The sequence below is a fragment of the Pseudomonas aylmerensis genome (assembly GCF_001702265.1).
In the GTDB taxonomy this organism is placed as follows: domain Bacteria; phylum Pseudomonadota; class Gammaproteobacteria; order Pseudomonadales; family Pseudomonadaceae; genus Aquipseudomonas; species Aquipseudomonas aylmerensis.
In genome coordinates, this window is the sequence record NZ_MAUE01000005.1 from 169,240 (window position 1) to 194,672 (window position 25,433).

At 59.4% G+C, this 25,433-nt stretch carries 17 protein-coding genes; 7 read left to right on the forward strand and 10 right to left on the reverse strand.

Annotated elements, in window-relative coordinates:
• Positions 1–51: 51 nt before the first annotated feature.
• The 7 genes from BBG20_RS04595 to BBG20_RS04625 form a co-directional block, all read right to left on the reverse strand.
• Entirely contained in the window at positions 52–1,650 is a 1,599-nt protein-coding gene (locus BBG20_RS04595; RefSeq protein ID WP_065900633.1) for an ABC transporter substrate-binding protein, read from the reverse strand.
• 80 nt (positions 1,651–1,730) lie between these two features.
• Positions 1,731–3,125: an OprD family outer membrane porin gene (locus BBG20_RS04600; protein WP_065900634.1), complete on the reverse strand. Its 1,395-nt coding sequence runs from the start codon at positions 3,123–3,125 to the stop codon at positions 1,731–1,733.
• 171 nt (positions 3,126–3,296) lie between these two features.
• A complete protein-coding gene (locus BBG20_RS04605) occupies positions 3,297–4,901 on the reverse strand; it encodes an ABC transporter substrate-binding protein (protein WP_065900636.1) in 1,605 nt (534 codons plus the stop codon).
• A gap of 305 nt (positions 4,902–5,206) precedes the next feature.
• Positions 5,207–6,835 (reverse strand): ABC transporter substrate-binding protein, encoded by a 1,629-nt coding sequence (locus tag BBG20_RS04610; RefSeq protein WP_065900641.1) that lies wholly within the window; start codon positions 6,833–6,835, stop codon positions 5,207–5,209.
• 258 nt (positions 6,836–7,093) lie between these two features.
• Positions 7,094–8,695 (reverse strand): ABC transporter substrate-binding protein, encoded by a 1,602-nt coding sequence (locus tag BBG20_RS04615; RefSeq protein WP_065900642.1) that lies wholly within the window; start codon positions 8,693–8,695, stop codon positions 7,094–7,096.
• A gap of 95 nt (positions 8,696–8,790) precedes the next feature.
• A complete protein-coding gene (locus BBG20_RS04620; protein ID WP_107338958.1) occupies positions 8,791–11,949 on the reverse strand; it encodes a dermonecrotic toxin domain-containing protein in 3,159 nt (1,052 codons plus the stop codon).
• A 336-nt stretch (positions 11,950–12,285) separates the two neighbouring features.
• The gene (locus BBG20_RS04625; RefSeq protein ID WP_065900647.1) at positions 12,286–12,996 is read right to left on the reverse strand and encodes an SIMPL domain-containing protein; all 711 of its coding nucleotides are present in this window, start codon (positions 12,994–12,996) and stop codon (positions 12,286–12,288) included.
• 249 nt (positions 12,997–13,245) lie between these two features.
• Here BBG20_RS04625 and BBG20_RS04630 point away from each other — a divergent pair, with 249 nt between their 5' ends.
• From BBG20_RS04630 to BBG20_RS04640, 3 genes are all read left to right on the forward strand, one after another.
• Complete coding sequence (locus BBG20_RS04630) at positions 13,246–14,508, forward strand: ATP-binding protein (protein WP_065900649.1); 1,263 nt, start codon at positions 13,246–13,248, stop codon at positions 14,506–14,508.
• Positions 14,501–15,061, forward strand: a complete 561-nt coding sequence (locus tag BBG20_RS04635; RefSeq protein ID WP_003171731.1) for a response regulator transcription factor — start codon at positions 14,501–14,503, stop codon at positions 15,059–15,061. Before BBG20_RS04630 ends, BBG20_RS04635 begins: the two co-directional genes overlap by 8 nt.
• A gap of 101 nt (positions 15,062–15,162) precedes the next feature.
• The gene (locus BBG20_RS04640; protein WP_065900650.1) at positions 15,163–16,887 is read left to right on the forward strand and encodes an ABC transporter ATP-binding protein/permease; all 1,725 of its coding nucleotides are present in this window, start codon (positions 15,163–15,165) and stop codon (positions 16,885–16,887) included.
• A gap of 588 nt (positions 16,888–17,475) precedes the next feature.
• Here the strand turns inward: BBG20_RS04640 and BBG20_RS04645 are convergent.
• A complete protein-coding gene (locus BBG20_RS04645) occupies positions 17,476–17,913 on the reverse strand; it encodes a YhcB family protein (RefSeq protein WP_017138275.1) in 438 nt (145 codons plus the stop codon).
• Between the two features lie 147 nt (positions 17,914–18,060).
• Between BBG20_RS04645 and BBG20_RS04650 the strand changes: the two genes are divergently transcribed.
• From BBG20_RS04650 to zapE, 3 genes are all read left to right on the forward strand, one after another.
• On the forward strand, positions 18,061–18,690 hold the full coding sequence (locus BBG20_RS04650; protein WP_065900651.1) for an alpha/beta hydrolase: 630 nt from the start codon (positions 18,061–18,063) through the stop codon (positions 18,688–18,690).
• 24 nt (positions 18,691–18,714) lie between these two features.
• Positions 18,715–20,070, forward strand: coding sequence for a tryptophan--tRNA ligase (locus BBG20_RS04655; protein WP_065900653.1), 1,356 nt, complete (start codon positions 18,715–18,717; stop codon positions 20,068–20,070).
• 79 nt (positions 20,071–20,149) lie between these two features.
• On the forward strand, positions 20,150–21,244 hold the full coding sequence (gene zapE, locus BBG20_RS04660) for a cell division protein ZapE (RefSeq protein ID WP_065900657.1): 1,095 nt from the start codon (positions 20,150–20,152) through the stop codon (positions 21,242–21,244).
• Positions 21,245–21,972: 728 nt separating this feature from the next.
• Here zapE and BBG20_RS04665 read toward each other — a convergent pair.
• Positions 21,973–22,893 carry a GlxA family transcriptional regulator gene (locus tag BBG20_RS04665; protein WP_177343923.1) on the reverse strand — a complete coding sequence of 307 codons (921 nt, stop codon included), beginning with the start codon at positions 22,891–22,893 and terminating at the stop codon, positions 21,973–21,975.
• 220 nt (positions 22,894–23,113) lie between these two features.
• Between BBG20_RS04665 and BBG20_RS04670 the strand changes: the two genes are divergently transcribed.
• Complete coding sequence (locus BBG20_RS04670) at positions 23,114–24,250, forward strand: acyl-CoA dehydrogenase family protein (RefSeq protein WP_065900659.1); 1,137 nt, start codon at positions 23,114–23,116, stop codon at positions 24,248–24,250.
• Positions 24,251–24,317: 67 nt separating this feature from the next.
• Here BBG20_RS04670 and BBG20_RS04675 read toward each other — a convergent pair whose 3' ends face one another.
• Entirely contained in the window at positions 24,318–25,358 is a 1,041-nt protein-coding gene (locus BBG20_RS04675; protein WP_065900660.1) for an NADP(H)-dependent aldo-keto reductase, read from the reverse strand.
• Positions 25,359–25,433 lie beyond the last annotated feature (75 nt).

The following is a 25,433-nucleotide window of genomic DNA, read 5'->3' on the forward strand; positions in this document are numbered from 1 at the left end:
TTAGGCAGGTTCGACGCCTTCAATAGCGAAGGCGCCGAGCGTTTTTCTTATTTACTTCACCTGGGTGGTGGCGAAGTTATTTGTCCCCAGAGGGCTTTGGGTGAAGCCTTCTACGTTCTTGCGCATGGCGGTGAACAGTTTCGGGTAAGCCATGGGAAGCCATGGTTGGTCCTTCTCGAAAACGTCCTGTGCTTGTTCATAGAGTGCAGCGCGCTGGCCGGGTTCAGCGATGGCGCGAGCCTTGTCGATCAAGGCTTGAAACTCTTTGTTACACCAGCGGGCGTAGTTTTCGCCGTTTTTCGCAGCATCGCAACTCAGGTTTGGGGTCAGGAAATTGTCCGGGTCGCCGTTGTCACCGACCCAGCCAGCCGAAACCATGTCGTGCTCGCCGTTCTTGGCGCGCTTGAGCATCTCGCCCCATTCCATGACTTTGATGTTGATCTTCAGGCCAATCTGCGCCAGATCCGCCTGCATGCGCTGGGCGCCGAGCATCGGGTTGGGGTTGGTCGGGCCGCCGCCGTTACGGGTGAACAGGGTGAACTCGGTGCCTTCCGGTACGCCGGCTTCCTTGAGCAGGGCGCGGGCCTTGTCCAGGTCGCGGGGCGGGTTCTTCAGTTTGTCGCTGAAACCCAGCAAGGTCGGCGGATAAGGGCCGGTACCGACCACCGCATTGCCTTTGCCGAACAGGGCTTCGGTATAGCCGGTCTTGTCGAACGCGATGTTGATCGCGTGACGTACCCGCGCATCGCTCATGTATTTGTGAGTGGTGTTCAACGCGGTGTAACTGGTGGTCATCGCCGCCAGTTCGTCGACTTTCAGGTTCGGGTCTTGCTTGATGCTTGGAATGTCATCCGGCTTGGGGAACAGCGCGATCTGGCACTCGTTGGCCTTGAGCTTCTGCAGGCGCACGTTGTTATCGGTGGTGATCGCCAGGATCAGCGGGTCGACTGCTGGTTTGCCGCGGAAGTAGTCCGGGTTGGCCTTGAATCGCGCCTGGGCGTCTTTCTGATAACGGTTGAAGATGAACGGACCCGTGCCGATGGGCTTGGCGTTGAGGTCTTCGGTCTTGCCGGATTTCAGCAACTGGTCGGCGTATTCCTTCGAGTGGATTGAAGAGAATGCCATGCCCAGGTCGGCCAGGAACGGTGCCTCAGGGCGGGTCAGGGTGAAGACGACGGTGTGATCGTCGGTCTTTTCCACGCTCTTGAGCAGTTCCTTGAAGCCCATGCTTTCGAAGTACGGGTAGCCCACGAGGGACTTGTTATGCCACGGGTGATTCGGGTCCAGCTGGCGCTGGAAGCTCCAGAGCACGTCGTCGGCGTTCATGTTGCGCGTGGGTTTGAAGTAGTCGGTGGTGTGGAACTTGATGTCGTCACGCAGGTGAAAGGTGTAGGTCAGGCCATCGGCGCTGATCTGCGGCAGGTCTTTGGCCAGCGCGGGGATCACTTCGGTGGTGCCGGGCTTGAAGTCCACCAGGCGGTTGAACAGGGTTTCAGCGGCGGCATCAGCGGTGACGGCCGTGGTGTACAGGACCGGGTCGAAGCCTTCCGGGCTGGCTTCGGTGCAGACTACCAGCGGTTTGGCCGAAACGCCGATCGCCACGCTCAACAGCGCAGCGGCAATGGCGGCTTGTAGCGGGAGCATTTTCATTCAGAGCCCTCTGCAATCGATGGGACCAGACAAGCGTAGACGGCAGGCTCGTCCTGAGCCCGCCGTTTACCTGGTGCTAATTAAAGAATGTTGAACGGGATGGTGGTGACCAGGCGGAATTCTTTGATGCTGCCGTCGGATTGGAACTCGCTGCCACGGTGCTCAACGTAGGTTGCGCGCACGGTGGTGGCCTTGAGAGCGCCGCTCTGGATGGCGTAAGAAGCGCCTACACCGTATTCCTGGTGTTTTTCGCCGTCTTGTTTCTGGATGCCGTCGTAGGCGAACTTGGCCCGGCCGTTGTTGCCGGTGTAGTGAGTGCCGTCGATGTCCCAGCCGCGCGCCGAGTAGGCGTTGAACTTCAGGCCTGGCACGCCGTATTCGGCCATGTTGATGCCGTAGGCGATCTGGAAGGATTTCTCGTTCGGACCGTTGAAGTCAGAGGTCAGGGAGTTGGCGAGGTAGATACCGTTGGTTTCGTGCAGGTAATCGAAGTACTCGTTACCGTTCACTTGCTGGTAGGAGAAGGTCAGGCTGTGAGCCTGGTGAGCCAGGCCCAGGGACAGGGAGAAGGTATCGTTGTCGATTTTCCCCATCTCTTTTTTGCCTTCATCGACGGTTTTGTAGTAGTTGAAACCGGTGGTCAGCGCCAGTTGCTGTGCATCGCCCAGCTCGTGGGTTGCGCCGAAGTAGTACTGGTTCCAGAAGTCCTTCACGTTAGCGCCGAAGACGCTGACTTTCAGGCTTTTCAGCGGCTGGTAGTTCAGGCCCAGTGTGGACACCTTATCGGTCTCCGCGCCATTGCCGTATTCGGTACGGAATTTCGACAGGCTCTGTTCGGTACGTGGCGAAACGCGGTCAAACACGCCGCCCTGGAACGACAGGTTGCTGAATTCTTCGCTGTTGAAGCTCACACCTTCGAAGCTCGATGGCAGTGCACGGTTGCCGATGGTGTCGACGATGCCGCTGCTGAAGTTCTGACGACCGGCGGTCAACGTGGTGTTCGATACGCGGAACTGCACGTTGGCCAGGCCCAGTTTGCTCCACTGGCCTACTGCATCACCGTCGGAGTCAGCCAGGGTACGGTTGGAACCACCCTTGATGTCACGCTTGTTACGGTCCAGGACCAGCGCGTTGTAGACCGCCAATTCGGTCTTGACGCCTACGGTGCCTTGGGTGAAGCCCGAGCTGCCGTTGATGATGGTGCCCTGTACCCAGTTGGTACGGTTACGGTCGGTACGGGTTACACCGTTCTTCTTGTATTCGAAGGTGCCGCCACGGTATTTGCTTTCGTGGGAGTACCAGTTGCGCGTGGTGCCGCCCAGGCTGAAATCTTCGATAAAGCCTTTGGCCTCGCTTTGAGCGCTGGTGCCGGCCAGTGTGGTGGGGACGAATTCCTGGCTGGCGGATTCAGCGAAGGCGGTAGCCGTGATGCTGCTGATGGCCAGGGCCAGAAGCGCTTTGCTGCTCAGTTTCATTGGTTGAAGCTCCTTTGGTTCTCTTTTTTATGCCGGTCTTTTTTGGTGATCCGGCTATTGGGTGTGTAACTCGTTCAAGCTATTGCAAACGTTTGCCGTAGGAAAATTCCCAACAAAAGGCTGCACGTTTGCCGGAGAGCGAGTTTCGCTCCCCTGCATCCGGTTATTTTTTTATGGGTTGATACTGACGCCCGAGAACACGTTGCGGCCGAAGGGGCTCACTTTGAAATCTTCGACTTTGGCGCTTAACGGCTGGTTGACCGTCGAGTGGGCGACCGGCGTGATCGGCACCTGCTGCTTGAGCAGTTGCTGCGCCTGTTTGTACAGAACAGTCCTTTGTTCTCGGTCGGTGACGACCTTGGCTTGCTTGATCAGCTTGTCGTACGCCGGGTCACACCACATGGAGTAGTTGTTCCCGCCGATGGCGTCGCAGCTGTAGAGGGTACCCAGCCAGTTGTCCGGGTCACCGTTGTCGCCGGTCCAGCCGATCAGGCTGATATCGTGCTCACCGTTCTTGGTGCGCTTGATGTATTCGCCCCATTCGTAGCTGACGATCTTGACCTTGAGGCCGATCTTGGCCCAGTCGCTTTGCAGCATCTCGGCCATCAGCTTGGCGTTGGGGTTGTACGGCCGTTGCACCGGCATCGCCCACAGGGTGATTTCGGTGCCTTCCTTCACACCGGCAGCCTTGAGCAGTTCCTTGGCCTTTTCCGGGTTGTAGGCGGCGTCCTTGATGGTGTCGTCGTAGGACCACTGCGTCGGCGGCATGGCGTTGACCGCCAATTGGCCCGCGCCCTGGTACACGGCATTCAGGATGCTCTGCTTGTTTACCGCCATGTCCAGCGCCTGGCGCACTTCGAGCTGGTCGAACGGCTTATGGCGCACGTTGTAGGCGATATAGCCGAGGTTGAAGCCAGGCTTGGTCAGCAGTTGCAGGTTCGGGTCGGCCTTGAGGGCCTCCACGTCCGCCGGACGCGGGTGCAGGGTGACCTGGCATTCGCCGGCCTTGAGCTTCTGCACGCGCACCGATGCGTCGGTGTTGATGGCGAAGATCAACTGATCGAGCTTGACCTTGCTCGGGTCCCAGTACTGTTTGTTGCCGGCATAACGGATCTGCGAATCTTTCTGGTAGCGCTGGAACACGAACGGTCCGGTGCCGATCGGCTTCTGGTTGATGTCGCTGGGTTTGCCGGCCTTGAGCAACTGGTCGGCGTATTCGGCCGACAGGATCGAGGCGAAGCTCATGGCGATGTTTTGCACGAAGGCAGCATCGACCGTGTTCAGCGTCATCACCACGGTGTACGGGCCGGTTTTCTCGACCTTGGCGATGTTCTTGTTCAGGCTCATCCCGTTGAAGTACGGAAACTCGGTGGGGTAGGCCTTGCGAAACGGATGGTCGGGGTCAAGCATGCGGTTGAAGGTGAACAGCACGTCGTCCGCGTTGAAATCGCGCGTCGGCTTGAATTCCTTGTTGCTGTGGAATTTCACCCCTTCACGCAGGTGGAAGGTGTAGGTCAAGCCGTCTTCGGAAATATCCCACTTGGTCGCCAGCCCAGGTACGACATTAGTCGCGCCCTTTTCAAACTCAACCAGGCGGTTGTACAGCGGCTCGGCCGCATCGTTGTCGGTGGCGGTGGTGTATTGCGCAGTGTCAAACCCTGCCGGGCTGCCTTCGGAGCAGAACACCAGGCTCTTCTTGTCGGCGGCCTGGCCCAGCGTGGCGACAGCCAGCAGGCTGGTGCCGAAAATTGCGGATAGAACGGTGGTATGGCGCATGACGATCCCGATCCTTGTTTGTAGTTGTCATCAGCGAGCAATCACCCAGGCCTTGCGGCCAGGGAGACATCACTGATCCCACACACAGCAAGTGCCTTTCCCAGATTTCAGCCTCTGCTGTCCTACGACGTTATGGGTCGCGGACTTCGCAGTAAATGCGCAAAATCGGACTGACCTTGTAGGCAAAAGAGCTGCGTATCGCAGTGCGTTGCTGTAGGAGGCAACGACTGCGAACGTGGTCTGTTTCCTACGGTCCAGGCGGATGCAATAACGGCGACGTTATGAAACGTCGCCGTCAATGATCCTTACTTGCCGCTTACGCTCACGCCGTAGAAGGAGTTCAAGCCAAACGGGCTGATCTTGAAGTCCTGCACGGTGGTGCGCATGGGTTGATACACCGTCGAGTGCGCGATAGGTGTCATCGGGACTGCATCTTTGAGGATATGTTGCGCCTGCTTGTACAGCTCGGTGCGTTTGGCGACATCCGAGGTAGCCTTGGCTTCTTTCACGATGCCATCGAATTTCTTGTCGCACCATTTGGAGAAGTTGTTACCGGCCAGGGAGTCGCAGCCGAACAGCACGTTCAGCCAGTTGTCCGGGTCACCATTGTCACCGCTCCAGCCAATGATCATGGCCTGGTTCTCGCCGCCTTTGGAGCGCTTGATGTACTCGCCCCACTCATAGCTGGTGATTTTTACGTTCAGACCGATCTTCTTCCAGTCGTTCTGCAGCATTTCAGCCATCAGCTTGGCGTTCGGGTTGTACGGACGCTGGACCGGCATGGCCCATAGCACGATCTCGGTACCTTCCTTGATGCCCGCTTCCTTGAGCAGCGCCTTGGCTTTCTCAGGGTCGTACTTGGCATCCTTGATGGTGGTGTCATACGACCACTGGGTTGGCGGCATGGCGTTGACGGCCAGTTGGCCCGCGCCCTGGTACACGGAGTCGATGATCTGCTGCTTGTTCACCGACATGTCCAGCGCCTGGCGCACGCGCAGGTCTGCCAGTGGGTTCGGCTGGTCGCTGCCCTTGACCTTGTCCATGACGTTGTAGGCGATGTAGCCCAGGTTGAAACCGGCCTGGTGCGGCAGTTTCAGGTCCTTGTCTTCGCCCAGCGCCTTGAGGTCGGCCGGACGCGGGAACAAGGTGATCTGGCATTCGTTTTTCTTGAGCTTCTGGATACGCACCGACGGGTCGGTGGTGATGGCGAAGATCAGGTTATCGATCTTCACATCGGCAGGGTTCCAGTAGTCCTTGTTGCCGGTGTAGCGAATGTTCGAGTCTTTCTGGTAGCTCTTGAACACGAACGGACCGGTGCCGATCGGCTTCTGGTTGATGTCTTGCGGCGTGCCGTTCTTCAGCAGTTGGGCTGCGTACTCGGCGGACTGGACCGAGGCGAAGCTCATGGCCAGGTTCTGGATGAAAGCGGCGTCCACGGTGCCAAGGGTGAACTTGACGGTGTGGTCATCGACTTTCTCGATGTTCTTGATGTTGGTGTCCATCCCCATGTCCGTGAAGTACGGGAACTCGGTGGGGTAGGCTTTGCGGAACGGGTCGTCCTTGTTGATCATGCGGTTGAACGTGAACAGCACGTCATCGGCATTGAAGGTACGGGTCGGCTTGAAGTACGGGGTGGTGTGGAACTTGACGCCGTCGCGCAGGTGGAAGGTGTACGTCAGGCCATCCGGGGACACGTCCCAGCTGGTGGCGAGCCCAGGAATCACAGCGGTGCCGCCGCGTTCGAACTGGGTCAGGCGGTTGAACATGGTTTCGGCCGAAGCATCGAAGTCTGTTCCGGTGGTGTACTGGCCTGGATCGAAACCAGCCGGGCTCCCTTCGGAGCAGAACACCAGGTTAGTCGCCGCATGGGCGAAAGGGGCCGCGGCCATAAGGCCAGCGCTCACTAATAACGGAAGGACTGCGTGTTTAAGCATGTTGGCCTCATGATTTGTTGTCATTTTTGGTGGTGAGGGCGACCTCGTGAGTCGGCCTGCGGATACTTATGCAGGCGCCATACCCATTGCAAGATGCTGAACCGTTGCGAGGCTGAAACAGTGGTACGAACGTACAGGAATGTCGCAATTATGAAAGTTTCTACACAATTGCGTCTATTTCGAGGGTTTTTTCGGTGCAACAGGCGCACCAAAAAAGCCCAACCGAGGCGTCTAGCGCACTCGGTTGGGGCGCTGCTGTTACTTATCTAGACTCACGCCGTAGAACGGCGTCAGGCCGAACGGGCTGATCTTGAAGTCGCGCACTTCCTTGCGCAGCGGTTGGAAAACCGTCGAATTCGCAATAGGCGTTATAGGTACTTGTTCCTTAAGTATTTTTTGCGCCTGTTGATACCACTTGATGCGCTGCTCGCGGTCGCTGCTGACCTTCGCTTCCTGCACCAGTTTGTCGTACGCCGGGTTACACCATTTTGCGTAGTTGCTGCCCTTGACCGCAGCACAACTGTAGAGCACGCCGAGCCAGTTATCCGGGTCACCATTGTCGCCCGTCCAGCCATAAATCATCGCGTCGTGCTCGCCATTTTTGGCGCGCTTGATGTATTCGCCCCACTCATAGCTGACGATATTGGCCTTGATGCCGACCTTTTCCCAATCCTGCTGAATCATCTGCGCCGACATGCGCGCATTCGGATTGGAGGCACGCTGGACCGTCATCGCCCACAAGTTGATGGTCGTACCCGGTGCAACCCCTGCTTCTTTTAGTAGCGCCCGCGCCTTGGTCGGATCGTAGGGCGCATCCTTGATGTTCGGGTCATAAGACCACTGCGCCGGAGGCAACGCGTTCTGCGCCAATTGCCCGGCGCTCTGGTACACGGCCTTGATGATCGCCGGCTTGTCGATGGCCATATCCAGAGCCTGGCGCACCTTGAGCTGGTCCAGCGGCGGGTGGGTCACGTTGTAGGCCAGGAAGCCCAGGTTGAAACCGGCTTGCTGCAGCACGCGCAGGTTGGGGTCCTGTTTCATCACGTCGATGTCGGCAGGGCGCGGGTAACCGCTGACCTGGCACTCACCGGCCTTGAGCTTCTGCAGGCGCGAGGCGGCGTCCGGGGTGATGGCGAACACCAGGTTGTCGAGCTTCACATCCTCGGGCTTCCAGTACTGTTTATTCGCCACGTAGCGAATCTGCGAGTCTTTCTGGTAGCGCTTGAACACGAACGGCCCGGTGCCCACGGGCTTCTGGTTGATGTCTTCGGCTTTGCCTTGTTTCAGCAGTTGGGCGGCATATTCGGCGGACTGCACCGAAGCAAAACTCATCGCCAGGTTCTGCACGAACGAGGCATCCACGTTGTTGAGGTTGAAGCGCACGGTGTGTTCGTCGAGTTTTTCGACGTTTTTGATCGTGGTGTTCAACCCCATGTCGGTGAAATACGGCGACTCGGAGGGGTAGGCCTTGCGGAACGGACTGTCGGCATCCAGCAGGCGGTTGAAGGTAAACAGCACGTCATCCGCATTGAAGTCGCGGGTAGGGGTGAAGAAGTCGGTGGTGTGGAACTTGACGCCATCGCGCAGGTGGAAGGTGTAGGTCAGGCCGTCTTTGGAGATATCCCAGCTCGTCGCCAGGCCAGGTTCGACTTCGGTGCCGCCACGCTTGAACTGGGTCAAACGGTTGAACACAGTTTCGGCAGAGGCATCGAAATCGGTGCCGCTGGTGTACTGGCTGGGATCGAAGCCGGCGGGGCTGGCTTCGGAGCAATAGACCAGGGTGCTGGCCGCGTGGGCCATCGGCATAAAGGCCAGCAGGCCTGCGGCAAGGAGGAGCGGTTTGAAAGCAATTCTTTCCATGGAGACCCCTGAAGTGGCAGGAAACTAACGCTGTCCTAACGAAAACGGCGGTAACCGAGGTTACCGCCGTTCTGGTTTTTCAGGTAGCGGCAGGGCTATTGATGGTCGGTGATAATCGACGTCCTCAAGGTAAAGGGCGCGCTGGTATCGATGACGTATGGATTGGCCTCTTGTTCCAGATCGTTGCTTTCTCGAATGTGGAAAGTTCGTTCGGTGGCGGCGGCTGTGTTGGGAATTGGGGCGGCATCCTTGTCCAGATCAAGCAGTGTCATTTGAGCGTCGAAGCTGACCTGGGCCTCATTGGTGGCAGGGTCATAGGTGATGACGTAGTGGGTGTCCTTGCCTTTGAACCCCACGTGATCTTGCAGTTGATTTATTTTCAGCTCCACCGATGTCGGGGCGACACTGCCCTGATGAGCAACTTCGGAGATGCGCGCGCGCATGTTCGCATCCGGAACTGCTTGCTCAAACTGCTGCAGGCGCATACGCAATGTTGCTCCGTCGGCGCTTCCCGTGGCATCCAGTTCCACCGTGGTGTACCCGTCGGGTTGCTTGATCCGCACGGAATAACGGTCACGGTTCAAATCTTTTAAAAAGTTTGGCGAATAGTCAGTTGAGCCATACTCATTGGGTTGCGCCTTTTCACTGGGAAAAACTTCGAAGTTCTCTTCCTCGACAGTCCAGGAAACCGTGAGCTTTCTTTTGAAAATACCGTCCTCTTCAAAGTTGCTCACCCCTTGTTGGTAGGCGGTGTTGCGGTTGTATTTAAAGATCTCATCAAACTTGTCGGCCCCACTGGTTTTGGCGTCGCCGAGAATTTCGAAGCCATCGGAAAGCCTGGGCTCTGCCTTGAGATCGTTGCTGGGCGTTGGTGAAGGTGCACGTTGCCACGGCCACTTCATGCCGCCATCGGTTTTGATGCGGGCCCATTCACCGTTTCCGTCAGTGTGTACTGTCATTACCGGCTTGCCGGTGCCAGGTTCAATAATCTGCACATAATCATTGCTCAGTTTGAAATCGCTTTTTATCTCAAATACCTGGCGAATACCCTTTTCGTCGGTGTAGCGAATAAACCACTGGTCCAGTCCGGTGGTTGCCTCTTTAACCTGGTAGATACCCTTCGTGTTACGTACAGCCGTTTCGATGAGTTGCTCGCCGTTCGGTACCGCGTATTGATTGAGGTTGCCCGCTTGGCTGGGCTGCAGGCGGTTGGGAGCCGACACGGTTTGTGGGCTTTCCACCCGCGGCGGCTCGTTCGGGGTGGGCGTGATGGGGCTTTCTTCAGGGGGCACAATCGGGTCTTCAACCGAGCCACTGGCGCCCACCGAGAACAACATATTCAGCAAGCCATCGAATGCCTTTGATGCTCCGTCATTGCGTTCAGCCAGGGTATCGCCCGAGGCTTGTTTTTCCACCCCAAGTGCCAGCTCGGCCAACCCGGTAGCCACCGCCGCGGCGGCCACAGGGGCGGCGATGGGTGCCAGCTTGGCCAGCAAACCCGCTGCCACGGTAATGTCGTTAAGCCAGGTGTCCCGCGTTACTTCACTGTTGGACTTGATCATTACGTCGGCGTCACTGGTCATGCGCGCCTTAGTCGCGGTGGCGATAGCGGAGAAGACGTCACCCTCAATATTCGAGCCGTCACCATCGAACGTCGGATCTTTCACTTCTCCACTGGCGAGCTTTTCGAACGTGCTGTCCAAGCCTTCGGTTTTTCTGGCCACATTGGTAAACGACACTATGGGCATGAAAATGCCTGCCAGTTTTTCAATCGTCCCGGGCTCGTGGTCCTGGCGGGCGATCAGTGGGAAATGTTTCATCAAGGATTCGCGTTTTTTCGGATCCTTGGCTTGGTCGATTACCCATTGATCCAGTTTCTCCAGGGAGTCGAACCGCAGGAAGGCGGGTTCCGAGCCCGGTATGTAGAGGACCTGGCGGCCACCGTCGGCAGCACTGAACCGCACAATATCGTTGGACAAGAAGCCCTTGATATTGAAGGCATGCGCCTGGACTACACCTTTTACAGGCGCCTGGGACTTGAGTTGTTCGACATTGAGCGGTGCATTTTCGTCAAGCGGAAGGTTGGAGACCGCGCCCATGACCAAGCGGTAGTCTTCCCGCGTGAACCGATGCTCGGGTGCTTGTAGCGTTTGCTCGGCCGCCGGCCTGGCGGCGACCGTCTTCAGTTGTTTTCGGGCCTGATAGGCGAACTCGCCTTTGATTGCTGTCTGGTAATCGGTGCCGTGGGTATTCCAGAAATCGTCGATTTTCTGCGTCATGACCGATTGGAAGTCGGTTTTCCAACTGGCATGCATCAACACCGAAGGAGCCAGTGGGAATTGGTTATGCGCACCGTACCCACCCGTTCTACTTTTACCTGGCCCGTCTATATATAAACCGGCTTCCGAGTCCAGATTGCCGGGGACCCAGTCGTTTTCAGAGAAGTTCTTCAGCAGTGCATCCGGCAGGCGCAGGGAGGCGGTTGGCTCCTCGCCCATATGCTCCCAGCCGGTAGCCGTTGATGCGCTTTGCGAACTGTTGAAACGGTTGAGATAAAGGGTGTCGGCATCCACGTGTTTGCCCGTCAGTTTGAAAATGACCGACTCCGCCCATTGTTTTGCTTGGGCGCGCACATTTGGCAATGTCTCGGCAACTTCCACTGCCAGGTGTTTGTAGGCCAACGCCTGGGGCGCCTGGGCGTAAAAGGTTTCGGCACGCAGCTTGAGCTGTTCAAGCGCTTGCGCCGAGCGCTGGTTCGCCGGGCGTACGGGATCCTCAGGCGAGAGGGGGTCGAAGGCTTGGTTGTGCTCCAGGCGCCTGATTTGTGACCTGCCCTCGGTCAGTGATGTTGGAAGGCGTTCACCCTGGAAGTTGGCAACCAACCCTGCGCGCACTTGGATGAAGTCGTCGCCAAAGCGCATCTGCAATTTCTCTACAGTTCCTGGCGCAATGACTTTGGCCGCTTCAAGCAGCGGGCGGCTGACTTGACCCCAACCGGAGTTGTCCGTGAGGGTGAACGTTTTCATCTTGCCGTCCGCGGCGGCTGTCAGAGTGCCTGTGCGCGGATTGACGGCGATAAGGGTGGTCGGGTCGATCTTCTGGCCACGCATCCAGCCTTGAACCACAGGATGCTGCAATTGCGCCCGATAGACTTCGAGCCACTGGCCGAGATTGCTCTCGCGGGGGACTTTGATAAGCCCGGGTTTTTTACCCTCTGCTTTGCTCTGCACCGCTGCCAGGTATTCGTTGAGCAACGCTGTTTCGTGGGGGGATGTCGATAGGCCAGGATTGCCCTGTCGCGCCGCAGGGGTGGCTGTCTCGCTGGTCTTTGTCTGCTCGTTTGACAGAGGGGAGATGGGGTGCCGAGGAGGAGCGGTGTTGCTGGAGGGTGCGTACATGGTTTTCAGTTCTCGTGAAGTGAATAAGTACCGCCACTGCACTCCCTGTTAGCCTTGGCACTATTTGCGTAACGAAAACCGGTGGGTTGATTCCATTGAATGTGCCGCTGGATATGACGTGTCCATGGGGACACATCGCAAAAAAAGGCGCAAACCCGTGAGGGCTGCGCCTTTGTTTTGTCCAGGTCGTGGTTATTGCAAGACTTCGATCACCCCGTCAGCGCTCATGCTGACCTGGCTGGTACCGGCTTCTACTTCCGGCGTCGGTGCCGAATCGGCCATGGCCGCCTTCATCATCATCCCGCCACGGGCATAAGGTTGTGGGTAGCCATTGGTGTTGAAGTTCAAGTTGACGATCTTGTAACCCTTGCCGCCCAGCGCGTCGGTGGCCAGTTGTGCGCGGGCTTTGAAGGCGGCAACCGCGTCCTTGAGCAGCGCGTCTTCGCTGGCCTTGCGCGTGGCGTCGGCGATGGCGAAGTCCATGTTTTCCATTTTCAGGGTGTTGAGCAACTCGCCGGTGAGTTTCGACAGTGCCGGGAAGTCCGCGCTTTCCAGGCGCAGTTCAGCGCGCTCACGCCAGCCGGTGATCTTCTGGTTCTTGTTGTCGTAGATCGGGTAGCTATTGCGGCTGCCCTGGCGCAAGGTCACGCCTTTGACTTCGCGCGCCTCGCCCAGGGCCTTGTTCAGGGTGGTGGTGATTTCGGCGGCGAGCTTGGCCGGGTCGGTGTTCTGGGACTCGGTGTAGAGGGTGACGATCATCTTGTCGCGGGCCACTTCCTGGCTGACTTCGGCACGCAGGGAAATCTGGTTGTAATGCAGTTCATCGGCAGCCAGGGCCGGGAGGCTGGCCAGGGCGCTGGCGCTGAGGGTGAAAATGGCTGCACTGCGAGTGAAACGAGACATGGAAGCTCCTTAGGGTGTTCGTATCGGGTATGACTGTAGACGGTGGCATCGGGTTCTTCGGGTTTACGAATTAGAAAAAAAAGTTTCAAGCTGCGAGCTACAAGCTAAAAGGCCCGCGGATCCCTGCTGTTTGAAGCGTGCCACGTGAAGCTGCGGCGCCCTGCGTCAAAGAGCCACACACCCAATGCCCGAGGCGCCGCTTCGTTTATACTCGTGCCGATCCGCCTGCAGCGCTCACCGGGAGAGCTCATGCTCGCCGCCGTAAAACTGACTTCCGCCACCCGCCAGAACCTCTGGCGCCTGACGTTCATCCGCACCCTGGTACTGGCCGCGCAGGCCGGCTCCGTCGGGCTCGCCTATTGGTTCGACCTGTTGCCGCTGCCGTGGCTGCAACTGGCCGTGACCCTCGGTTTCTCCATCGTGCTGTGCGTGTTCACCGCGATCCGGTTGCGCACCACGTGGCCGGTGACCGAGCTGGAATACGCCCTGCAATTGGCCTGCGACCTGTTTATCCACAGTGTGTTGCTGTATTTCTCCGGCGGTTCCACCAACCCGTTCGTGTCTTATTACCTGGTGCCACTGACCATCGCCGCCGTAACCTTGCCGTGGCGCTACTCGGTGGTGCTGTCGGGTATCGCCCTGACCCTGTACACCCTGTTGCTCGCGCGCTTCTATCCGCTGCAAACCTTCCCCATCGCCCGCGAAAACCTGCAGATCTACGGGATGTGGCTGAGTTTTGCGCTGTCCGCCGCCGTGATCACCTTCTTCGCCGCTCGCATGGCCGAAGAGTTGCGCCGCCAGGAAGAATTGCGCGCCATTCGTCGTGAAGAAGGCCTGCGCGACCAACAGTTGCTCGCGGTCGCCACCCAGGCTGCCGGCGCCGCTCATGAATTGGGTACACCGCTGGCGACCATGAGCGTGCTGCTCAAGGAAATGACCCAGGACCATCACGACCCGGCCCTGCAGGACGATTTGAGCGTGCTGCAGGAACAGGTCAAGCAGTGCAAGCAGACTCTGCAGCAACTGGTGCGCGCCGCCGAGGCCAATCGCCGCCTGGCGGTGGAGATGCAGGATGTGACCCAGTGGCTCGACGAAGCCCTGAACCGCTGGCACCTGATGCGTCCCGAGGCCAGTTACCGTTTCAACCTGCTGGGGCAGGGCACAGTGCCACGCATGGCGCCGCCGCCAGACTTGACCCAAGCGCTGCTGAACCTGCTGAACAATGCCGCCGACGCCTGCCCCGAAGGCCTGGGCGTGCAACTGGACTGGGACGCCGAAAACGTCACCATCAGCATTCGCGACCACGGCGCGGGCGTGCCGCTGGCCATTGCCGAGCAGATCGGCAAACCCTTCTTTACCACCAAGGGCAAAGGCTTCGGCCTCGGCCTGTTTTTGAGCAAGGCCAGCGTGACCCGCGCGGGCGGCTCAGTGAAGCTCTATAGTCATGAGGAAGGTGGCACGCTCACCGAGCTGCGCCTGCCCCGTGTCGCACGAGGAGATATCGATGAGTGACGAGATCCAAGTCGAAGGCGAAGAACTGCCGCACCTGCTGCTGGTAGATGACGACGCCACCTTTACCCGCGTGATGGCGCGCGCCATGAGTCGTCGCGGCTTTCGCGTGAGCACCGCAGGTTCGGCCGAGGAGGGCCTGACCATCGCCCAGGCCGACCTGCCGGACTATGCCGCGCTCGACCTGAAAATGGATGGCGACTCCGGCCTGGTGCTGCTGCCCAAGCTGCTGGAGCTCGACCCGGAAATGCGCGTGGTGATCCTTACCGGTTACTCCAGCATCGCCACCGCTGTCGAGGCCATCAAGCGCGGCGCCTGTAACTACCTGTGCAAACCGGCGGACGCCGACGACGTGTTGGCCGCCTTGCTCTCCGAGCACGCCGACCTCGACACCCTGGTGCCGGAAAACCCGATGTCGGTTGACCGCCTGCAGTGGGAACACATCCAGCGCGTGCTGACCGAGCACGAAGGCAACATCTCCGCCACTGCCCGCGCCCTCGGCATGCACCGCCGCACCTTGCAGCGCAAGTTGCAGAAGCGCCCGGTACGGCGCTGAACGAAGTCTGAACAATCTGCTTCAGGCCGCACGGAGCCCTGAACCGATCGTCTATGATCGGTTCAAACGCCTGTCATTCTTTACCCTACCGAGCCTGAACGATGAATCAGAACGCTGAGTATTCCGCGGTCAATGACGCGGTGCGTGGGCAATTCTTCCGCCGAACCTGGGCGATGATCACGCCGTATTGGCGCAGTGAAGAGAAAGGCAAGGCCTGGCTGCTGCTGGCTGCGGTGATTGGCCTGTCGTTGTTCAGCGTGGCAATTTCGGTCTGGATCAACCACTGGTACAAAGACTTCTACAACGCCTTGGAGAAGAAGGACACGGCGGCTTTCTGGCAGTTGATCGGCTACTTCGGCGGGATCGCCGCCGTGGCGATTCTCGGCGCGGTGTACCGCTTGTACCTGACCCAGATGCTGACCATCCGCTGGCGGGCCTGGCTTACCGAGCAGCACTTCGCGCGCTGGCTGGGCCACAAGAACTACTACCAGCTGGAGCAGGGCGGTTACACCGATAACCCGGACCAGCGGATTTCCGAAGACCTCAACAACTTCACTTCAAGCACCTTGAGCCTGGGCCTGGGGCTGTTACGCAACGTGGTCAGCCTGGTGTCGTTCTCGATCATCCTGTGGGGCGTGTCGGGCAGCATCGAAGTGTTTGGCATCACCATCCCGGGCTACATGTTCTGGTGTGCGCTGCTTTATGCCGCCGTCGGCAGTTGGCTCACGCACCTCATCGGCCGTCGCTTGATCGGCCTGAGCAACCAACAACAACGCTTCGAAGCGGACCTGCGTTTCTCCATGGTGCGCGTGCGCGAAAACGCCGAGAGCATCGCCCTGTACAACGGCGAACCGAATGAAAACCAGCGCTTGAGCGCCCGCTTCGCCAAGGTCTGGCACAACTTCTGGGACATCATGAAAGTGTCCAAGCGCCTGACCTTCTTCACCGCTGGCTACAGCCAGATCGCGATCATCTTCCCCTTTATCGTCGCCGCCCCGCGTTATTTCACCGGCAAGATCGAGCTGGGCGAGCTGATGCAAATCAACTCTGCGTTCGGCAATGTGCAAGAGAACTTCAGCTGGTTCATCAGTGCGTATTCGGAGCTGGCGTCGTGGCGCGCCACGAGTGATCGTCTGCTGAGCTTCCACCAGGCCATGCGTGATAACGAGCAGCGTGCGCCGGCGATTGATGTGCGCGCGGAAGGCGAGCGCCTGGTGGTGCAGGACCTCGGTATGGACCTGGCCGATGGCCGCCACTTGCTCACCGCCGCCGACATGACCGTGGAGCCTGGCCAGCGCCTGATGCTCAGCGGGCGTTCCGGCAGTGGCAAAAGTACCCTGCTGCGTGCGATGGGCCATCTGTGGCCGGCGGGGCACGGCAGTATTCGCCTGCCGGCGGCGCGTTATTTGTTCCTGCCGCAGAAACCTTATCTGCCGATCGGCACCTTGAAGGCCGTGTTGAGTTATCCACAGGACGACAGCGTCTATCCGGCAGAACGTTATGCACAGGTGCTGGAAACCTGCCGCCTGCCGCATCTGGTCGCACGCCTGGACGAGGCCAACCACTGGCAGCGCATGCTCTCGCCGGGCGAGCAGCAGCGGCTGGCCTTCGCGCGCGCGTTGCTGTTTGCACCGCAATGGCTGTACATGGACGAAGCCACTTCGGCGATGGATGAAGAGGATGAGGCGAGCCTGTATCAGGCATTGATCGATGAGCTGCCGGGGTTGAGCATTGTCAGCGTCGGCCATCGCAGCAGCCTCAAGCGCTTCCATGGACGGCATGTGCGGATTGAGAGCGGGTTGCTGCAAGAGCAACCCGTAGCCTGAGGCTGGGCTCAATCTAAATGTGGGAGCGGGCTTGCCCGCGAATGCGGTGTGTCAGTGACACAAATGCTGAATGACCCACCGCCATCGCCGGCAAGCCAGCTCCCACAGTTGAGCGGGGTTGCCTGATGGATTTGGCTCCCAAGGGCAGCATGTGTAGATCGAAAGCGAATTGCTGCAGCAGCAACGCCTCTCCCGAGCCTGGGCTCAATCTAAATGTGGGAGCGGGCTTGCCCGCGAATGCGGTGTCTCAGTAACACAGAGGCTAAATGACCCACCGCCATCGCCAGCAAGCCAGCTCCCACAGTTGGACGGGGTTGGCTGATGGATTTGGCTCCCAAGGGCAGCATATGTAGATCGAGAGCGGGTTGCCGCAGCAGCAACGCCGCTCCCGAGCCTGGGCTCAATCAAAGTGTGGGAGCGGGCTTGCCCGCGAATGCGGTGTCTCAGTGACACAGATGCTGAATGACCCACCGCCATCGCCGGCAAGCCAGCTCCCACAGTTGAGCGCGGTTGCCTGATGGATTTGCACCCACAAAAAAGCCCGGCTGATCATCGATCAGCCGGGCTTTTTCAGTGCTTGAAGATGATTTACTTCTTCAAGCCGTAATGCTCATCCAGCATGCCCGGGGCGTTTGGCGTTTTTGGCGCGTAGTCCCGTGGCGGCTCCTGGTTTTCCCGGGGTGGGGTCAGGCGCTCGCGTGGAGCTTGCGGTGCATCGGAATGCAGCGCGGCCAGCAGGCGCTGGCGGGTGATGTCGTCGAGGGCCAGGCGGTTGGCGCCATCGGCGAGGTGATCCTGTACTTCCTGGTAGCTCTGGGTGAGCTTCTTGACCAGGGTCGCGGTGCTGTTGAAGTGGGTAACAACCTCGTTCTGATAACTGTCAAAACGTTCCTGGATGTCATCCAGCTGACGCTGCGTGCGGTTAGGCGCGGCATTCGGCAGCAAGCGAGCAACCAGGAAACCAATGGCGACACCGGCAACCAGGGCAAGAGTCGGCAACAACCAAACTAAGAGCGAGTGTTCCACGAGTCCTTCCTCTATAAACGGCTTTGCTTTACGTTAACGGCTCGGACCTGCGCTGTATACCGCGATTAAGCTCGCAATGATGCCATGCACAGACTTTTAGCTAGACGAGTCGACCCTTTGAGAGGTCACGGAGTTCATTCCTTGCTCATGCGTGAAACCCCCGTTTTGATCGATGGCCCGGTAGGCCAACTGGAAGCCCTGTACCTTGATCACCCCGAGCCACGTGGCCTGGCGCTGATCTGCCACCCTAACCCGGTGCAAGGCGGGACCATGCTCAATAAAGTTGTATCGACCCTGCAACGCACCGCCCGCGATGCCGGTTTGATTACTTTGCGTTTCAATTATCGTGGCGTCGGTGCGAGTGCCGGCACCCACGACATGGCCACCGGTGAAGTGGACGATGCCGAAGCGGCCGCCACCTGGCTACGGGAAAAGCACCCCGACCTGCCGATCACGCTGCTGGGTTTTTCCTTCGGAGGCTACGTGGCCGCCAGCCTGGGCGGTCGCCTGGAAGCCAAGGGCGAAAAGCTCGCGCACCTGTTCATGGTCGCCGCGGCGGTGATGCGCCTGCGTGATACCGACGTGCTGCCCCAGGGTTGCCCATTGACCCTGATCCAGCCGGAAACCGACGAAGTGGTCGACCCGCAAGTCGTCTACGACTGGTCCGCCGCCCTGAAACGCCCCCATGAGCTGCTGAAAGTGGCAGAATGCGGACACTTTTTTCACGGCAAGCTGACCGATCTCAAGGATCTGGTGCTGCCGCGTCTCTCGAATTGATAGCAGTCTGATAAGCGATTACCCATGACGACTCGTACCCGTATCCTCACTGGCATCACCACCACCGGCACGCCGCACCTGGGCAACTACGCCGGTGCGATCCGCCCGGCGATTCTCGCCAGCCAGGACGCCAATGCCGACTCTTTCTACTTCCTGGCCGACTACCACGCCCTTATCAAGTGCGATGACCCGCAGCGCATCCAGCGCTCGCGCATGGAAATCGCCGCGACCTGGCTGGCCGGTGGCCTGGACGTGAACCGGGTAACGTTCTATCGCCAGTCCGACATCCCGGAAATTCCCGAGCTGACCTGGCTGCTCACCTGCGTGGCCGCCAAGGGCCTGCTTAACCGCGCCCACGCCTACAAGGCCTCGGTGGACAAGAACGTCGAAGCCGGCGAAGACCCGGATGCGGGCATCAGCATGGGCCTGTACAGCTACCCGGTGCTGATGGCGGCGGACATCCTGATGTTCAACGCACACAAGGTGCCGGTCGGCCGCGACCAGATCCAGCACGTGGAAATGGCCCGCGACATCGGCCAGCGCTTCAACCACCTGTTCGGCAACGGTCAGGAATTCTTCACCATGCCCGAGGCGCTGATCGAAGAAAGCGTCGCCACCTTGCCGGGCCTGGATGGCCGCAAGATGTCGAAAAGCTACGACAACACCATCCCGCTGTTCACCAGCGCCAAGGACATGAAGGACGCGATCTCGCGGATCGTCACTGACTCCCGCGCGCCGGGCGAAGCCAAGGACCCGGACAACTCGCACCTGTTCACCCTGTACCAGGCCTTTGCAACCAAGGCCCAGGAAGAAGAGTTCCGCGCGGAGCTGCTGCAAGGGCTGGGCTGGGGCGAGGCGAAGAACCGTCTGTTCCAACTGCTGGACAGCCAACTGGCCGAGCCGCGTGAGCGTTACCACCAGCTGATGTCGCGCCCTTCGGACATGGAAGACCTGCTGCTGGTCGGCGCCAAGAAAGCCCGTGCCGTCGCTGCGCCGTTCCTCGCCCAGTTGCGCGAAGCGGTTGGCCTGCGCTCGTTCGTCAACCAGGCGGCCGCGCCGGTCGCCACCAAGAAAAAAGCCGCGAAAGCCGCGCGCTTCGTGAGCTTTCGTGAAGACGACGGCAGTTTCCGCTTCCGCCTGTTGGCCGCCGATGGCGAGCAATTGCTGCTGTCGCGCAACTTTGCCGATGGCAAGGCGGCGGGCGCCGTGACCAAGCAACTGCAAAGTGGCACCGCGCTGGACGTACGCACCGAGGCCCTGAGCTTCAGCGTATGGCTGGACGGCGCCGCCGTCGCTGACAGCGCCGAGTTCGCCGACAGCACGGCGCGCGATGCCGCCGTTGAAGCGCTGCGCGTTGCGTTGACCCCAATCGAGGATTAACCCGACCAAGGGTTGATTGCCATTATCCAGGGCCGTCGTTACAGTGACGGCCCGTTTTTGTTGCCTTGCTAACGAAATTATGACGCCCCTAGAACGATATCAAGCTGATCTGAAACGCCCTGAGTTCTTCCACGACGCCGCCCAGGAAAATGCTGTGCGTCATTTGCAGCGCCTGTACGACGACCTGGTCGCGGCCTCGCAGAGCAAACCAGGGATGTTCAGCAAGCTGTTTGGCAAGAAAGACCACGTGCCGGTCAAGGGCCTGTATTTCTGGGGTGGCGTCGGCCGGGGCAAGACATACCTGGTCGACACGTTCTTCGAGGCGCTGCCGTTCAAGGAAAAGGTCCGCACGCACTTCCACCGCTTCATGAAGCGTGTGCACGAAGAGATGAAGACCCTGCCGGGCGAGAAGAACCCGCTGACCATCATCGCCAAGCGCTTCTCCGAAGAAGCGCGGGTGATCTGCTTCGATGAGTTCTTCGTCTCCGACATCACCGATGCCATGATCCTCGGCACCCTGATGGAAGAGCTGTTCAAGAACGGCGTGACCCTGGTCGCCACCTCCAACATCGTGCCCGACGGCTTGTACAAGGACGGCCTGCAGCGTGCGCGCTTCCTGCCGGCCATCGCGCTGATCAAGCAGAACACCGAGATCGTCAACGTCGACAGCGGCGTCGACTACCGTCTGCGTCACCTCGAGCAAGCGGAGTTGTTCCACTTCCCGCTGAACGAAGCGGCGCATGACAGCCTGAAGAAAAGCTTCCGCGCGCTGACGCCGGAATGCACGAAGGCGGTGGAAAACGACAAGTTGATGATCGAGAACCGCGAAATCATCGCGTTGCGCACCTGCGATGACGTGGCCTGGTTCGAGTTCCGTCAACTGTGCGACGGCCCGCGCAGCCAGAACGACTACATCGAACTGGGCAAGATCTTCCACGCGGTGATCTTGAGCGGCGTCGAGCAGATGGGCGTCACCACCGACGACATTGCGCGCCGTTTCATCAACATGGTCGACGAGTTCTATGACCGCAACGTCAAGTTGATCATCTCGGCTGAAGTCGAGCTCAAGGACCTGTATACCGGCGGCCGCTTGAACTTCGAGTTCCAGCGCACGCTGAGCCGCTTGCTGGAAATGCAGTCCCACGAGTTCCTGTCACGCGGCCACAAGCCGTAGTCGATGTGCTCGAAATAAAAAAGGCCTGCAGCGATGCGGGTCTTTTTTTATGGGAGATCTCCAGTACAGCGCAGATCAAATGTGGGAGCCGGGCTTGCCCGCGAATGCGGTGTATCAGTGACGAATGTTTTGACTGACATTCCGCATTCGCGAGCAAGCCAGCTCCCACATGGGGTTGCGTACAGCCTCGGTTATGCGGCTTTTCTGGAACTGCTGGATGCAGGCCTTTTTTATGCGTGATCTCCAGCACAGCGCAGATCAGAAGTGGGAGCCGGGCTTGCCCGCGATGGCGGTGTATCAGTGACGAATGTTTTGACTGACACTCCGCATTCGCGAGCAAGCCCGCTCCCACAGTTTTCTACCGCGTTTGGCCTTGGTTATGCGGCTTGCTGGATGCGGGCCTTTTTATGCGTGATTTCCCGCACAGCGCAGATCACAGGTGGGAGCTGGCTTGCCCGCGATGGCGGTGGGTCAGCGACAGATTCACTCACTGATACACCGCTATCGCAGGCAAGCCAGCTCCCACATGGGGTTGTGTACAGCCTCGGTTATGCGGCTTTGCTGGAGCTGCTGGATGCGGGCCTTTTATGCGTGATTTCCCGCACAGCGCAGATCACAGGTGGGAGCGGGCTTGCTCGCGAATGCGGCGGGTCAGCGACAGATATACTCACTGATACACCGCTATCGCAGGCAAGCCAGCTCCCACATGGGGCTGTGTACAGCCTTGGTTATGCGGCCTGCTGGAACTGCTGGCGGTACTGGTTGGGCGACAGCTCCGTGTGCTGCCTGAACAGCCGCGCAAAGAAACTTGCGTCGTCGTAACCCACCTCATAACTGATGGTCTTGATGCTCTTGCGGCTGGCCGAGAGCAGGCCCTTGGCGGTTTCGATGCGCAGCCGCTGCAGGTAATGCAGGGGCTTGTCACCGGTGGCGGTCTGGAAGCGGCGCATGAAGTTGCGGATGCTCATGCCGTGTTCCCGGGCGACGTCTTCGAAGCGGAACTTGTCGGCGAAATGCTCTTCGAGCCAGTGCTGGATCTGCAGGATGATCACGTCCTGGTGCAGCTTCTGCCCCCCAAACCCGATGCGCCCAGGCGAGTAGCTGCGCTGCACTTCGTAGAGAATATCGCGGGCCACGGCCTGGGCGATGTTGGCGCCGCAGAAGCGCTCGATCAGGTAGATATAAAGATCGCACGCCGAGGTGGTGCCGCCGGCGCAGTACAGGTTGTCGGCATCGGTGAGGTGCTTGTCCTGATTGAGCTGGACCTTGGGGAAGCGTTCGCCGAAGGCATTGAAGAAACGCCAATAGGTGGTCGCCTCCTTGCCATCGAGCAGGCCGGCTTCGGCCAGCCAGAACACCCCGGTGGCTTCGCCGCAGAGGACGGCGCCACGGGCGTGTTGTTCGCGCAGCCAGGGCAGCACTTGCGGGTAACGCGTGCACAGGGCGTCGAAATCATCCCAGAAGGCCGGCAACACAATGATGTCGGCGTCTTCGAGGCCGCCGTCCACCGGCATGATCACATCACTGAAGCTGCGCACCGACTGCCCGTCGGGGCTGACCAGGCGCGTCTCGAATGCCGGGGTCAGGCCCAGGCCTTGCTGTTTGCCATACCGCAGGCTGGCGAGGTGGAAGAAATCCTTGGCTTGCATGAGGGTTGAAGCGAATACCCGATCAATGGCCAAAATGCTGACGCGCCGCAACGGCGTGGAGATTTGGTTAGACATAATTTCATTTATTCTTATAGGGGAAAGTGGTCACCAGACGGCTGGATCGTCTTATTTTTTGTCGCATGTGTCCAGTGTCCTGTGATGCCTTCGCGGCATAGGCTCTGTGGGCTCGTTCTTGTCCGACAATCCCAGCAGGTGAACCATGATCCCCAGAACCTTGTTCAGCCCGGAGCACGAACTCTTTCGCGAGAGCGTGCGCACCTTCCTTGAAAAAGACGCCGCACCGTTCCACGGGCAATGGGAGAAACAGGGCTATATCGACCGTGCCCTGTGGAGCAAGGCGGGGGAGGCGGGGATGCTGTGTTCCCATCTGCCGGAGGAGTACGGCGGCCTGGGGGCGGATTTTCTCTACAGCGCGGTGGTGATCGAGGAGATCAGCCGGCTCGGGCTCACCGGCATCGGGTTTTCCCTGCATTCGGACATTGTCGCGCCGTACATCCTGCATTACGGCAGTGAGGCGCTGAAGCACAAGTACCTGCCTAAATTGATCTCCGGCGAAATGGTCACCGCCATTGCCATGACTGAGCCCGGTGCCGGCTCCGACCTGCAAGGCGTCAAGACCACGGCCGTGCTGGATGGCGATGAGTATGTGATCAATGGCTCCAAGACCTTTATCACCAATGGCTTTCTTGCCGAGCTGGTGATCGTGGTCGCCAAGACCGATCCCAAGGCCGGCGCCAAGGGCACCAGCCTGTTCCTGGTGGAAGCCGACACGCCGGGCTTCGACAAGGGCAAGCGCCTGGAGAAGGTCGGCATGAAGGCCCAGGACACCTCGGAGCTGTTCTTCCAGGATGTGCGCGTACCCAAGGAGAATCTGCTCGGGCAAGCGGGCATGGGCTTCGCGTACCTGATGCAGGAGTTGCCCCAGGAGCGCCTGACCGTGGCAATTGGCGCGCTGTCGTCCGCCGAGGCGGCGTTGCAGTGGACACTGGAATACACCCGTGAGCGCAAGGCGTTCGGCAAGGCCATCGCCGACTTCCAGAACACGCGGTTCAAGTTGGCGGAGATGGCTACCGAGATTCAGATCGGCCGCGTGTTCGTCGATAAGTGCCTGGCGCTGCACCTGGAAGGCAAGCTGGACGTGCCCACCGCCGCGATGGCCAAGTACTGGGCCACGGACCTGCAATGCAAGGTGCTCGACGAATGCGTGCAGTTGCACGGCGGCTACGGTTTCATGTGGGAATACCCGATTGCCCGGGCCTGGGCGGATGCGCGGGTGCAGCGGATTTACGCGGGGACCAATGAGATCATGAAGGAGATTATTGCGCGGGCGCTTTGACCACGGAACGCTGGGCTGTTGTGGCAAGCCCGCTCGCCACGGGGGCGGTGTCGGGCTGGTTAATTAATCAAGGGGCAGGGTTCGGATGATCCTTCTGAATCGCCTCGATCCCTTCCAGCACTTCCTTCGGCAGCTTCAGGTCGGCACTGGCAATGTTGCTGTCCAGTTGCTCCAGACTTGTCGCGCCAATGATGTTGCTGGTCACGAACGGCTGCTGTGTCACAAACGCCAGGGCCATCTGCGCCGGGTCCAGGCCATGCTCGCGCGCCAGTGCCACGTAGCGGCTGCACGCCGCTTCCGACTGCGGGTTGAAGTAGCGGCTGAAGCGGCTGTATTCCGTCAGGCGCGCCTTGGCCGGGCGTGCGCCATTTTCGTATTTGCCGCTGAGCATGCCGAACGCCAGGGGCGAGTAGGCGAGCAGGCCGCACTGTTCGCGGATCGCGACTTCCGCCAGGCCCACTTCAAAGCTGCGGTTGAGCAGGTTGTAGGGGTTCTGGATCGACACCGCGCGGGTCCAGCCACGGGCTTCGGCCAGGGCGAGGAATTTCATGGTGCCCCATGGCGTTTCATTGGACAGGCCGATGTGGCGGATCTTGCCGGCCTTCACTTGCTCGTCCAGCGCTTCGAGGGTTTCCTCCAGCGGGGTGAGGTCGTCCTCGTCCTTGTGCTTGTAGCTCAGTTGGCCGAAGAAGTTGGTGCTGCGCTCCGGCCAGTGCAGCTGGTAGAGGTCGATCCAGTCGGTTTGCAGGCGCTTGAGGCTGGCGTCGAGAGCCTCGACGATGTGCTTGCGGTTGTGGCGCAGGTGGCCGTCGCGAATGTAGTCGATGGTGTTGCCGGGGCCGGCGATCTTGCTGGCGAGCACCCAGTCGGCACGGTCGCCGCGGCTCTTGAAGTAATTACCGATATAACGCTCGGTGGTGGCATAGGTGTCGGCCTTGGGCGGTACCGGGTACATTTCCGCGGTGTCGAGGAAGTTGATCCCCGCGGCCTTGGCCCGTTCGATCTGAGCGAAGGCCTCTGCCTCGCTGTTCTGCTCACCCCAGGTCATGGTGCCCAAGGCGATCGCGCTCACGTTCAGATCGGTGCGGCCCAGCTGTCGATAATCCATCGGGTACTCCTTCGGGGAAAACAATCATAAAAGCAGGTTGAATTTTTTTTCGCAATCTGCATAATTGCCCACCTC